General features: G+C 48.8%; 14 protein-coding genes. 3 read left to right on the top strand and 11 right to left on the bottom strand.

The genetic code is table 11. The annotated features are described in order from the left end of the window. Positions 1-64 precede the first annotated feature (64 nt). Positions 65-997, top strand: coding sequence for an L-lactate dehydrogenase (locus tag BJP58_RS01725; RefSeq protein ID WP_194542531.1), 933 nt, complete (start codon positions 65-67; stop codon positions 995-997). 85 nt (positions 998-1,082) lie between these two features. On the opposite strand, the gene BJP58_RS01720 is transcribed toward BJP58_RS01725, so the two are convergent. After that, positions 1,083-1,670: a LysE family transporter gene (locus tag BJP58_RS01720; protein WP_194542530.1), complete on the bottom strand. Its 588-nt coding sequence runs from the start codon at positions 1,668-1,670 to the stop codon at positions 1,083-1,085. Between the two features lie 118 nt (positions 1,671-1,788). Between BJP58_RS01720 and BJP58_RS01715 the strand changes: the two genes are divergently transcribed. Next, positions 1,789-2,343, top strand: a complete 555-nt coding sequence (locus BJP58_RS01715; RefSeq protein ID WP_194544775.1) for a helix-turn-helix domain-containing protein — start codon at positions 1,789-1,791, stop codon at positions 2,341-2,343. Positions 2,344-2,399: 56 nt separating this feature from the next. Here the strand turns inward: BJP58_RS01715 and BJP58_RS01710 are convergent, their stop codons facing one another. From BJP58_RS01710 to BJP58_RS01680, 7 genes are all read right to left on the bottom strand, one after another. Then, positions 2,400-3,176 carry an ABC transporter permease gene (locus BJP58_RS01710; protein WP_194542529.1) on the bottom strand — a complete coding sequence of 259 codons (777 nt, stop codon included), beginning with the start codon at positions 3,174-3,176 and terminating at the stop codon, positions 2,400-2,402. Between the two features lie 16 nt (positions 3,177-3,192). Then, a complete protein-coding gene (locus tag BJP58_RS01705; RefSeq protein WP_194542528.1) occupies positions 3,193-3,972 on the bottom strand; it encodes an ABC transporter ATP-binding protein in 780 nt (259 codons plus the stop codon). A 13-nt stretch (positions 3,973-3,985) separates the two neighbouring features. After that, positions 3,986-4,960, bottom strand: coding sequence for an ABC transporter substrate-binding protein (locus BJP58_RS01700; protein ID WP_442953961.1), 975 nt, complete (start codon positions 4,958-4,960; stop codon positions 3,986-3,988). Between the two features lie 31 nt (positions 4,961-4,991). Continuing rightward, positions 4,992-6,446 (bottom strand): aryl-sulfate sulfotransferase, encoded by a 1,455-nt coding sequence (locus BJP58_RS01695; RefSeq protein WP_194542526.1) that lies wholly within the window; start codon positions 6,444-6,446, stop codon positions 4,992-4,994. Between the two features lie 28 nt (positions 6,447-6,474). Further along, positions 6,475-7,017 carry a MarR family winged helix-turn-helix transcriptional regulator gene (locus tag BJP58_RS01690; RefSeq protein WP_194544774.1) on the bottom strand — a complete coding sequence of 181 codons (543 nt, stop codon included), beginning with the start codon at positions 7,015-7,017 and terminating at the stop codon, positions 6,475-6,477. 288 nt (positions 7,018-7,305) lie between these two features. Further along, complete coding sequence (locus tag BJP58_RS01685) at positions 7,306-8,679, bottom strand: PD40 domain-containing protein (RefSeq protein ID WP_194542525.1); 1,374 nt, start codon at positions 8,677-8,679, stop codon at positions 7,306-7,308. Between the two features lie 140 nt (positions 8,680-8,819). Then, on the bottom strand, positions 8,820-9,302 hold the full coding sequence (locus tag BJP58_RS01680) for a GNAT family N-acetyltransferase (protein WP_194542524.1): 483 nt from the start codon (positions 9,300-9,302) through the stop codon (positions 8,820-8,822). Positions 9,303-9,505: 203 nt separating this feature from the next. On the opposite strand from BJP58_RS01680, the gene BJP58_RS01675 reads away from it, so the two are divergent. Next, the gene (locus BJP58_RS01675; protein WP_194542523.1) at positions 9,506-10,627 is read left to right on the top strand and encodes a DUF4261 domain-containing protein; all 1,122 of its coding nucleotides are present in this window, start codon (positions 9,506-9,508) and stop codon (positions 10,625-10,627) included. Positions 10,628-10,803: 176 nt separating this feature from the next. On the opposite strand, the gene BJP58_RS01670 is transcribed toward BJP58_RS01675, so the two are convergent. From BJP58_RS01670 to yedE, 3 genes are all read right to left on the bottom strand, one after another. Next, on the bottom strand, positions 10,804-11,244 hold the full coding sequence (locus BJP58_RS01670) for a helix-turn-helix domain-containing protein (protein ID WP_194542522.1): 441 nt from the start codon (positions 11,242-11,244) through the stop codon (positions 10,804-10,806). Positions 11,245-11,452: 208 nt separating this feature from the next. Continuing rightward, positions 11,453-11,680 (bottom strand): sulfurtransferase-like selenium metabolism protein YedF, encoded by a 228-nt coding sequence (yedF, locus tag BJP58_RS01665; protein WP_015735163.1) that lies wholly within the window; start codon positions 11,678-11,680, stop codon positions 11,453-11,455. Then, positions 11,670-12,902, bottom strand: coding sequence for a selenium metabolism membrane protein YedE/FdhT (gene yedE, locus BJP58_RS01660; RefSeq protein WP_194542521.1), 1,233 nt, complete (start codon positions 12,900-12,902; stop codon positions 11,670-11,672). Before yedE ends, yedF begins: the two co-directional genes overlap by 11 nt. Positions 12,903-12,904 lie beyond the last annotated feature (2 nt).

Here is a 12,904-nt window from a genome sequence, read left to right as displayed (position 1 = left end):
GTAATTCATCAGAAGTATACCATTCACCAAATTTCATTAACTCAGTACAAGGAGCGAAACACTTATGACAAAAAATGAAGCTCAGCGTCCGTCCCGCGTGGTGATCATCGGTACGGGAGCTGTGGGAGCAACGACTGCGTACACCTTATTCTTACGCGAAAGAGTATCTGAACTGGTATTAATCGATGCGAACCATGACAAAGCGCTTGGTGAAGCCTTGGATATGAATCACGGCCTCCCCTTTGCCGGAGGCGTCAAGCTGTGGGCTGGAGATTACAGCGATTGCAAGGATGCAGACATCATTGTCATTGCCGCAGGCTCCAACCAAAGACCCGGCGAGACGCGAATTGACTTATTGAAGCGAAATACGGCGATATTTGACGATATTATCCAAAACATCGTGAAATACAATGACCACGGCATCATTCTTGTGGCTACGAATCCGGTGGATATTCTCTCTTACGTCACGTTGAAGAAGAGCGGCTTCCCAGTCAATCGCGTGATCGGCTCCGGCACCTTGCTGGATAGCGCCCGTTTCCGGTATTTGATTGGTCAAAACAAAGGCATTAATCCGCGCAGCATTCACGCCCATATCGTCGGGGAACACGGTGATTCCGAATTGCCGCTCTGGAGCATTGCCAACATCGCGGGGATCGGAATCGTTCTGACTGACGGTGAAAAAGAAGATATTTTCGACCGCACCAAGAATGCGGCTTATGAAATCATTAACGCCAAGGGTTCCACCTCCTATGCAATCGCATTGGCGCTCGATCGGATCATCGTCTCCATTTTGCAAAACGAAGGTTCCGTTCTCAATGTATCCACGCTGCTCACGGACTACCACGGTGTGTCTGATGTATACTTAGGCGTACCTTGTGTGGTTGATCGTACAGGCGTTCGGGAAATTCTGAATCTCGAGTTTAATGACGAGGAACTAACCCAATTTCATGCATCTGCTAACAAACTGAAAGAGCAGATCTCCAACATTTTCGAGTAATACAAAACAAGGCTTTCCGGATTGTGATTCGGGAAGCCTTGTTCTTTTGGCTGAGGAGCGATGACATTACGTTGTAGCTAGCAAATCAGTTCGTGGCATAAATAGAAAAGGCGCTGTAAAGCAGAAGCAATCCCATCAATATATTAAACGGGCGCTCATATCGGGATAACAGATGCTGGAACAGCGAACCGAATAGCGCCCAGGTCATGTTGGCACAAATGCCGACAATCGTGAGCAATAACGAGTAGGATATCAACTGTGCATGGGAAGTAGAGATCGGCATGACGAAGGTCGATACAGCTGTTATCCCGTATAAAATAACCTTCGGATTCATGAACTGGAAGATGAACCCGAAATAAAAGGTATTGAATCCACGTGCCTTATCATCTGCATGAGAGGGCTTGCTCTGCATGATTTTTATGGCAAGATAGATCAGATACAAGCATCCGATGATATTCATAACAAACCTGATCTTCGGGATGAATGGATATAATACCAGATTGAAATAGCTGGACAACAGCATAATGACCAAGCATCCAGCTGCTACCCCTCCGATAAAGCGCATCGTTTTCTTAAATCCGTGGATCCGTGCATTCGTCATCGAAATGATGTTGTTGGGTCCGGGCGTAAATGAAGCGACAATCGCATAGGTCAACAGCGAAACGATGAACACGCGCTCCCTCCTTTCGCGTATGTTATAGTAGTAATAATTGTACGTTATAGCGTCCGTACGTTATGATTATACAATATGTATGTTATAACGCACAATCTAAAAAAGGCGGTGTATGATGTTGAAGCCGATTCATTTAATATTGGCGAATAATATGAAGCTGCTAAGAGAGCAAAGGAAGCTAAGCCTGGATAAAGTCGCGGAGATGACCGGAATCAGCAAAACGATGCTGGGCCAGATCGAACGAGGAGAATCGAGTCCCTCTATAACAACCGTCTGGAAAATCGCGAACGGGTTAAAGCTTTCTTTTACGTCTTTGATTAATGAGCCTCAATCCGAAACGGTCGTGGTATCCCAAGAAGAGGTGCAAGCGCTGGTGGAGGATCACGGAAAAGTTCGAATTTATCCTTTTTTCCCTTTTGAGGAAGGGCGGCGATTTGAAATGTATTCGTTAGAAATGGACTGTGGCGGTTATTTAAGTGCAGAGGCTCATATCGAAGGGACGGAGGAGTTTATTACCGTATTCGAAGGGGAGATCACCATTCGTATCGATCATGAGGAATATACGGTAAAGCAAGGGGAATCCATCCGGTTTAAGGCCGATAAACCGCATGTTTATCATAACTCCGGCTCCTCCATGAACCGGTTAAGTATGGTGATCCATTATTCCAAATGAAAAAGCCGCAGCCCCTCCATAAGAGGGAGCTGCGGCTTCGTATAACAGCACTACGTTCATCTACGGAGTGAGTTCGCACTGACTACCCCGTAACGGGACAACAACTTGCGCCCGAGCAGACCTACGGCACGGTCCGTTATGAACCCCATCAATCCCAGACAAATCAATCCGACAAAAATCCAATCCGTACGGAAGAACAAACGTGAATTCCAGATCAGATACCCCACGCCTTCATTAGACGCGATCATCTCTGCCCCGATAATCGCCATGAACGAGGTTCCCATGGCAAGCCGGATGCCGGTGAACATAAATGGGATCGTTGCAGGAATGATGACATGTTGCACAATCTGCCACTCGGATGCCCCCATGCTGCGGGCGGAGCGGATCTTATCCTCTTCTACGGATAACACACCCGTCAACGTATTTATTACCACAATGAAGAAGGTTGCATACAGAATAAGCATAACTTTCGATGTTTCCCCGATGCCGAACCAGACCAGAAACAAGGTGATGAAGGCAATCGGCGGAATGAACCGGATGAAATTGAGGAACGGTTCGGCAAAAGCGCGGATTGGCCCTACCTTCCCGATGATAAGTCCGGCCGGGATTGCAATCAGGCTGCCGAGGGTCCATCCGAGCAGCACCCGGTACGAACTGATCCCGATATACTGAATCAGGGTGCCGTCCATCAACAATTCATATCCGCCCTTAACCGTATAGATCGGACCCGGCAGAATTTCGGGCCCATACGCAAGGGAAAGCAAATGCCAGACGCCAAGACCAGCAATCCACACCAGGATATGTAGCGACCATTTCTTAATTTTCTTGCTCATGGGTTCCCCTTCCTCTCTACTCGTCAAAATGCGATTGGATTTGGTTATATAGCGCATGGAAAGCCGGATTAGATATATCTCTCGGATAGGCGAGAGGCACCTCGTAGATATCCGTTATTTTTGAGGACGGACCCGCTGACATGATGCCGATACGTCCTCCGAGTAGAAGAGCTTCCTGAATATCGTGCGTCACGAAGATGACGGTTTTATCCGTGTCCTGCCATATGCGTACCAACTCTCTTTGCATCGTCCGTCTTGTCATCGCATCCAATGCGCCGAATGGTTCATCCATGAGCAAAATCGCTGGATCATTGGACAATACCCTTGCCAGCTGTACCCGTTGTTTCATACCGCCTGACAGTTCGCGTGGATATTTGCTCTCATGCCCCGCAAGACCCACTAGCGAAATAAACTGGCTGGATATGTCCTTTCGTTTCGCGGGAGGTATTCGCTTCATCCGAAGTCCAAATTCCACATTTTCTCTTACGGTCAGCCATGGGAACAAGGAGGAGTCGGCTTGCTGAAATACGACGGCACGATCCTGGCCCGGACGGTCCACCTCCTTCTCGCCTACTCTCACCTGACCCGAAGTTTTGGATACAAAGCCGGCGATCAGACTCAGCAGCGTCGACTTGCCGCACCCGCTTGGACCCAGCAGAACAAAGAACTCGCCGCCTTTTACCGCCAGATTGACGTCCTGGATAATATAGTGCAAGTCACCTGCCGAGGTTTGCTGTGCGTAACTTTTATTCAACTGTTCAATGTGGATTTCATTCTGCCTTGACGCTGCTCTCATCGTCTTCATCTCCTCACTTCAGTTCAAGGACTCGATCCGGGAATGCTTCCCTCACCAAATCCAGATTCAATTTTTCGTTCAGCTCGAAGTCCTTTTCGATGATCCCGTTATCCACCATATATTCCTTCTGTCCCTGTAATCCTTCGTAGGCTTTTTCCGTGAAACCAAGATTCCATGAATTCTTCGGCAGATCCTTTAGCGTTGCTTCTCTCGGCTGCTTGACCTCTTCATACATCAGATCCGCCGTTTCCTCCGGATGCGCCTGGGCATAAGCTGACGCTTCATCCAGCGCTTTCAGCAGCGCTACGAAACCTTGCTTGTTACTGTTGAGCCCTTCATTCGATGCGATCAATCCGGTACCAAGCCTTACCGGTGTCTTGGACATATCCGACAATTCTTTGGCTTCGGTAAGCGCACCGAACTTCTCGTTCAGCACTGCTCCATATACCCAAGCGGCGTCAATGTCGCCTTTTTTGAGAGCTACATACGCCTCGTCGAAACCTCCCTGTCCGATCAGCTCCACATCCGAGAGCGCAACTCCGTTTTCGGCCAAATACACATCCCACAGATAGGGGATGAAAGTGCCTCTTGAGAAACTTAACCTTTTCCCCTTGAGATCCGCAGCGCTTCCAATCTCTTTACGAACGAACAGCTTCCATTCGCTCGCACTTAAATCCGTTGCCGTTCCTGAGGAAGCAAAGATGGAGTAATCGCCTTTGCTGACAGCGTTCAGGAGCGGGAAGTCCGCTCCGAACGCAACGTCTACCTGTTTAATGAATAAGGAGTTCACGCCTTCAGCCGGCGTAGCGAAGTTTACCAATTCGGCATCAATTCCGTGTTTGTCGAAGAAGCCCTTGCTTTTTGCCACACGAAACACGGTATTGGTGGAAATGTCCGCGATTTTCAGTTTGAGCCGATTCTCCTGCTGCTCACCCAAAGCATTGCCGCACCCGCTTAGCATACTCATGATAAGAATCACCGACAGCATCCAAAAACTCCATTGCTTCCAAGATTGATGTCTACTCATCCCGATCCCTCTCTTTATGCACGACTTCATCTGTTCTGGCCACGCAAAGCGCGCCCTCACCATATGAGATTGTACCTTCGACTTCCACGCTTGTAACGGCACCTCTCGACGCGGCCCCCGGCAGACGGTAATCGGCAACATCCAGCGGGGCAATCTCCGTCTCAACGGGCAATTCAAGCTGAGGAACCCATTCATATGGAACCCGGTATGCGCGATAGACCATATTGGAGTTGCGGCTGTTCTTATAAGGCGAAATATATTCCCACACCAGCTCGAATTCTCGTGTCACTTCGAGTATTCGCCCGTCAGCCCCTTCGGTAATCAGGGTGTTGCCATTGGGAAGCCGCTGTGCCGAGCTGATATACGGGCTGTAAAAGCGGTAAGAGTCAAGCGGAGCCTGGAATCCGGCTTCCGTCGGCGTATATTGCCATTCAATCTCTAAAGTAACGGGGTTGATTTCCAGGATGCGCGAATGGTCACGCCGAGCTATTTTCAAGCCATCCGCCGCTTCCGGATTCGGCTTTCCGTAACCGCCCCAACCCCCATTATCAAAAATCAAAATGTTACCCTCGCCCGGAAGGCCCTGCGGTATGAGATGTGCATGATGCTGGCCGATAATCCAGCCGATATGCTTCGTTTCCTCCGTGGAATAATCGGGGCCAAGCTTCCAGACGATGTCCCCGGATTTTTTATCAATGATGGCAATAATATTCGTTTCCCTGGCATCCCAGATTATATTATCGGGATGAAAGCGTTCGTCTCCCGCATCATAAAATCGGTTAGGCCCGAGCACCGAAGCCGAATTAATGTGCATCCAATCGCCCGCATGAGCTCCAAAGCCGCGGGTGTTCGGATCGCGGGATAATGCGAGCTTTGCATCCTCATCAAATCCCAGTTCATCAAAGTGATCGCTAACGGCCCATTCCCACACCACATTTCCTTCCCAATCCACTTCGATGATCGTATCATCCAGCAGCTCGATGTCGGATATCTCGGGACGCTTCACGTTCTTGTGGGCCAGAATGAGCGTATTTCCCGAATCCACCTTCGGATCTTGCCCTGGAACATAATAACCGACGGGATTGCCCTCACGCTGATAATCGTGATGCTGGCGTGCCATCCACTGGGGCGGATGCCCCGGATCCTCTATGTATTCATAACGATCAAATTTCCAGACGATATTGCCGTCCCAGTCGACCTGCACCAGATTGGTTTCATCCTGAAACCCGTATTTCGGGTCGCGCTCTGAGGTGCTTCCCAGCACGTAACCACCCGGAAACAGCTTGTTGGGAAATCCTCGAAGCCCTTTCCACAAATGAACCTCTCTCCCATTCATGTCAATGAGGAGAGCTCCTGTATCCGCTGCTTGATATATCGTGTAACCGCTCCAAGTCTTCTCCGGATTATAAACCGTTGTACCTGTTGGATAAATCGTCGGATGTCCCATCGTCACAACTTCCTTTCAAATTTGATTTTTAGTAAGAAATAAAGGCGTTTGAACGTTTCACGGAGCCGCGAATACCTTGAACATTCCTTTCGTTTGGCTCGGTAAATATTGCACACTGTTGAAGCACGGAATCCGAGAAACCTTCAAGATGTTCATGGAGCTGTTTAAAATAATGAATGAGTTCCCTGAGCTCCTCGTGCGAGAATGCGCCGAAGATGAGGTCAATCATATACCCGCCAACATTTTCATTACGCTGCAGCATCTCTCTTCCTGCTTCTGTAATATCTAAGGCAATCGCTCTCCGGTCCGTCTTGCTACGCCTTCTGATCGCGAACCCGGAAGTCTCCAGCTTGTCGCATATCGCCGTTACAGCTCCGGATGTGAAGTCGAGCTGTTCCGCCAGCTCGCCAAGCCTCTGCTCTCCATTCCGGAATATCGTGTTGAGAATCAACAAGCCTGGCAAGGATATGCCTTCCACCGAAATCTTGTCACGTTCTTTGACAAATCTGCGTACCACTTTGCGAAAATGCCAATCGGCCTCCTCTAACAAGTCCCAATTCTTATCTTCCATGTCGCTCCTTTCTCGGGTCATGAACCTCCGTTTTCCGGTCCTTATCCCCTATTGCTAACACTTGAAAATACAGAAAGACCCCCGTCTCCCCCTTTCGTCGTACTTACGACAGAGGAGTAAACAGGAGCCTTTGGTGGACCAATCGGCTGACATTATCCTTCAATGCTAAGATAATGAATGATCATTTAATGATGACTGAAGGGTGATACCTGTGGCTAGATTAAACCAATTAATTCCACCTGTCAAGTAGGAATTAAATAAAGTTCATCCAGGGAGAAATGCGCAGCATTATAAAAAAGACAACCGCGCACCCATTTGACGGATATGGTTGACGTCCGCAAACAAGATAAAATAATTGTAGAATGTTTCCCCGATCTGGACAGGGCGGGGGTATCTTACGATCAGAGCGGACTGCTTATTCATCTCGGCTGGCTGGTCGGCTGACGGGAAGATGAAACACGCGTCTTGATGTTGCACCTTCACATGGATAATCGTTGGTGATGAGCCGTAAGGCATTAATGGATGAAAAGCTTCGGCGTGGCATACTTCGGTAATAGGGTCACTCGAGGAAATCGCGGATACCTGAAAAAAACCGTCGGCCCCTTCGTATCTTTCTTCACTTACCTGACGCCAGTTTGCGGGATATGGAAAGGATACCCGATAAACGAGGCTGGTGAAAATGTTTTCCGGAAGCCTTCTGGCGCGGGGAGACCACTGCACGGCGGTAATACGCCCGCCGCTGACGACGTTCACCGGCATCTGCTCCCTGATATCCACGATCCAGAGCTGACTAGCGCTTTCAACACCTCCGCATCCCGACAAATACGCGATTTTCGCACCGTCCGGCGACCACCCGACAGGGGTGGCAAAACAGTCGGAAACCGCAACCGTCCTTTGATTCTGTCCGGTGCGGCTGACAATCTGGATAAGAGAATAATAATACGGCTCTTCATAAGCGGTTGCGCTGTAGGCGATGTTCTGGGAATCCGGTGACCATGACGGAAAATAGTTTTTGGCGAGCGGTCCGCCCTCCAGCGTATAGACGGTTCCGGTTGCCAAATCGACAGTTGATATCATGGAGATGCTTGCACCGGGGAATGTATAGAGTGCGAAGGCACCGTCCGGGGATATCCGAACGTTATGGAGCGGTCCATTCATATTCCGTGTGATTTGTCTCCGATTTTCGCCATCGCTCCGCATGCGGAAGAGCTGCGTAATGCCGCTGGCATCCGGAGCCGCAAATAGAAGCTCTGTACCCGAAGGGAACCATTGAACATCGCTAGCTCCAGGCTCTGAGATGGTATAGCTCCGATGGGTGAACGTATCATAGACGACGATCAGGCCGTTTTTAACATACACCAGCGACCGGTTGTCAGGAGACCAGTCCAACAGCGTGTAAGGTTCGATTTGGTCAATTCTGGCTACGGTAAGCGTGGCGGTATCCAGCAAGTGGACCACATTTCCCATTCCGATAAATGCAATCCTCCTGCTGTCCGGCGACCAATAGGGAACGGAGAATTCCGCGCCAAGTCCCCGAGTAAGTTGAACATGAAGTCTATCCCGCGGTCGGTACAGCCAAATGTCGAACGATCCGGCACGATTCGATGTATAGGCGATCCACCCTTGATCTAGATCATGAGAAACAGCTTGCAAGGCCAACATCCTCTCTTGAATCATCTGATACTTCAGATATATTCAGTGGAGGACGGTTAGGCGACCGTCCCGATCGGATTTATATCGAGCTTCTTCATTTTTATTTGAATGGCTCATCATGCGGATGTGTCGTATTTTCAAACGAGCTGTTAGGCATTAAATTCAATTGCAGGGTTACCTGAAAACGTTGTTTCGGAATATTCGCCGATCGTGTATTCTGAGATGATTTTTGTCCAAAATGCTTGGGCCGACCGATTTTTTTCCAACCAGGCAATACTCCACTTGCCTTTAAACATTTTGAATACTTTAAAGGCTGCTTCCTTACCAATTGCCTGCTTTCGGTATTTTTTTAAGATGAAAAATTCCGCCATGGAGTAGTTTCGAGTGAAATCTCTTGCTGTTTTTATTACTCTCACCAATACAAACCCGGCCAGCTTCCCTGATTGTATTACAAAGTAAGGATACCGCCCCTCTTCCGTCCAGTAATGGTCTAAATACTTATAATTGTACAAGCCAAATTCATTAACGTCATTCTCACTCTCAGCTTCGTATTGGCTCATATCGTATTGATAGAGTTCCATGAGGTTACGTAATACTGTTTTCTGTTCATATGAAACCTTTAAAAGTTCCACCTGCCCACCTCCTTGATCTCTGTATGGATGTAAAAATATATTCAACATGGTGTGTATGGATCCTGCCCATATTTGAGAATAAGGCAGTCGAGGATCATTCTCTCATTGGTAATGATTTGCCTTTTTCTAGTATTGCTCAACCCCATGATGGTTGGTAGAATATAACAGTTATATTATCGTACATATACAAGGAGAGGAACACAATGACAGTTCAACAACAAGCAGCAATGGATTCCATGATCGAATGGCTGGCAAATGAACAAGAGCTCGGTCATAAGCCCAGCAAAATCGAATTAGCGGGGGAATTTGATCTTCACGACATGCATTATTATATTTTCAAATATAAAAAGACCCTGTTTGGCAAATGGCTGGTCGGTGTCTGTGGCGGTTATGAAAATCCGTCAGACACCGAGCATTGCGGACATGTATTCAGTGAGATGCAGCCCTATCATTCTGCCACGGCGGAACAGGAAGCTGTAGCCATGGTTAACATGATTCGTGAGTATTGGATGAAACAGGCGGCGCTCTATGAGGCAGGGGAAGCTCCAGAGAATAACCCGACGGACTCCAACGAATCTTCCGGTATATTTAACGGCTTCGTTCTGTTGAACTCATCGGAATGCGACCTGGAGCAGATCAAAGCAAATCTTCAGCACGACTGGAATATTTCCTCTTCCCCGGAGAATGGCAGCTCCGAAGAGGAAAAGGAAGGTATTCTGGTCATTGAAGCAGACGGCTGCATGGTCGCGGTCAGCTTCGTTGATGCTCCGGTACCGGATGGCGAGGCTGAGCATTACGCGCAAGGAAACTACCTGTGGCCAGAGGCAGTAGAGGTAACCAAAACCCATGTCAGTCAGCTTATTCTGGCTGTGTTTTCGCGTGCTGCCTCCCCGCTTGATAGCGGCAGGATGTACACCAAGCTGGCGGCGAGCTGTTTGAAACTGCCTAATGCCGTCGGTCTCTATTCATCCGGCACGGTATTTCAGCCCGAGCTCTTTGTGGAAATGGCTGAAACCATGAAATCCGACGATCTGTTTCCGCTGTTAAATCTCGTATACTTCGGGCTCGTACGCACGGAATCCGGAGTCAATGGTTATACCTATGGACTCAGAGCCTTTGGTAAAGACGAGATCGAAGTGCTGGACAGCCAGGTAACACCTGCCGAGCTTCGTGAATTCCTGATGGATATTTCTTTATATATCGTTGAACAGAACGTCACACTAAGGGACGGGGAAACCATCGGCTTTTCGGCGGAACAGAAGCTGCCGATTATGCGTTCCGACGGAGTTTATCTTGATGGTGACACACTTAAAATCAAGTTCTGATTCAACGTAATCTTCCACATTAAAAAGCTCTCCAAGTCATTCAAAATAACTTGGAGAGCCTTTCAAACTCTACAGCTTGAAATGGCGATGTTCCCTTGAGTTTTTATATAACCGGCCAAAGCTGACGCCTTGACATGACACCCAGACCCGTGCAACGTTCATCGTTTGGATGGCAATTACTCATCTTCCTCCTTGAATGTCTGGGCATTTAATATATCCTCTGCAAACTGCAGCAAGCCTTCGCTTTTCATAATGGCAATTCCCTTCTGCGCCTCGTCTCCCAGAACCACCAGACTATCCCCGGGGCGTATATCGAATATATCCCTGGCTTTTTTGGGAATTACGATCTGACCACGTTCCCCGACCCGTACCATGCCGAAAATATGTTTTCCCTTCGGACGCAGGCCGATGTCTGAATGCTTATCGGAATAATGGACCAGATCATCCAATACCACGCCATACAGATCCGCAAGAGCTGTACAATGTTGAATATCCGGTACAGTCTCTCCACTTTCCCACTTCGCCACGGCTTGTCTTGAAACGCCGATCTTTTCGGCAACTTCTTCTTGGGTGAATCGGTGCATCTTTCGCAATTTCTTCAAATTCATATTAATCATATGGAGCTCACATCCTTTGTTCTCATTATAAAGTCAGATTCCGAGTAAACCAGTAATTAAGGATAACATTTCATGTTGCTTTCAGTTGCCGCAGAACAGTCACACATAAAAACGACCGCAAAAAAAAGGCCAACCAGAAGATTCTGGCTAACCTGATAATAGGAAAAAGCCCCCTTTTAGAAGGGAGGCTTTTTACGCAATTATGATATTACGCCTGGATAAACAGGCTGAATTCCTGGCCGTTTTTGACCGGCTCCTGTGCCATGGTATAGCCGTGTTTGACGACTTCCTCCGGCACGTTCCGAAAAGCGGACGGACAGTCCGAAATGACCTGAAGCGTCTGCCCTTTTTTCATATCACGGAGTGTTTCGAGTGTGTAGATGACCGGGTAAGGACAAGATTCCCCCCGGAGATCCAGTGTGAAATCAACGGACATGGGTTGCATCCCCTTTCTTGAATCCAACGCCGAAGCGGTAGTTTTTTTGCCAGTATGCGGCGACAGCGAATCCGCCCCCGAGTACAAGCAGCGTAATGATCAATGCACCGGCCGGACCCATGGCGGTGATCAGGTTGATAGGCGAGCCGCTCTTCACGAGAAGGTTAAATATCCCCATATGATCCCATGCATATGCCAAAGCAGTTGCACCTATTATATTGCCGATAAACACGGGTAAAAAGACAACTTGTCCCTCCATCAGCCGGTACATCATGCCGGTTTCGCAACCGCCGGCCATAACAATACCCAAGCCGAAGAGCAATCCGCCGATAAAGGTGCTTGGGGCGGCAATTTTTGTAATCGGGTCCAGACCGTATACAAGAATAACGATAAGTGTAGCGACAGAGCTGACCGCCATACCGACGGCAATCGCTTTTGTCATCGTAGCCCGGCCGCTGATCCACAGATCGCGGAAAGCGGAAGTAAAGCAGATCTGCCCCCGTTCGATCAGAATACCGAATGCCGCTCCGAAAAGGGCGGCTGTCCCCAACATCGTGCGACCTGTTGCGTAGAAGTATACGATCAGCGCGATGTACGCAAGACCTAGCATACCCCCCAATAGGGGTTGCCGGTTCTTACCCGTTTTAAGGGAAGACACGGTACCGCCCATTTTCAGGACGGGCTTCCCTTTCCACCATCTTGTGTTAACCAGCCGAGCACCTAAGAATGTGCCCGCGCCGGTAGCAACGATAAAGATCCAGGAATGAAGGGAGAATTGTGGGACGCCGGTAAAAAAGGCTGCGAGATTGCAGCCCAGAGCCAGCCGGGCTCCGAAGCCCGCGATGATTCCTCCGGCAAATCCCTGAACGTACCGCCGTTTCTGTCTCGGCATTCGGATCTTGAAATTGCTGCTCAGCAGAATCGTAATGAGGGCTCCGATAAACATGCCCCATACGATCCAGCCGTCGGTCCGCGTCCAAGTCGTTCCGTTCATATGTACGAGGTCGAAATACGCCCAATCCGACACATCTACCCCGATGAATTCCAGAATATGTCCCCCGAAACGGGTAAACTCACCGGTTACCGCCCACACCGTATGGGTGATTCCGAAGTAAACCGCGCTGAGAATACCGGCCAGAGCCATAACCAGATAAGGGCTCCAATAACTTCCGAACCATGTTGAATATAACTTATTCACTTGCCTCAATAACTCCTCTTCCATAA

Source organism: Paenibacillus sp. JZ16 (genome assembly GCF_015326965.1).
Taxonomy (GTDB): Bacteria; Bacillota; Bacilli; order Paenibacillales; family Paenibacillaceae; genus Paenibacillus_AQ.
Note: the sequence above shows the minus strand (reverse complement) of the source record. Positions and strands in the feature narration are given on the sequence as shown.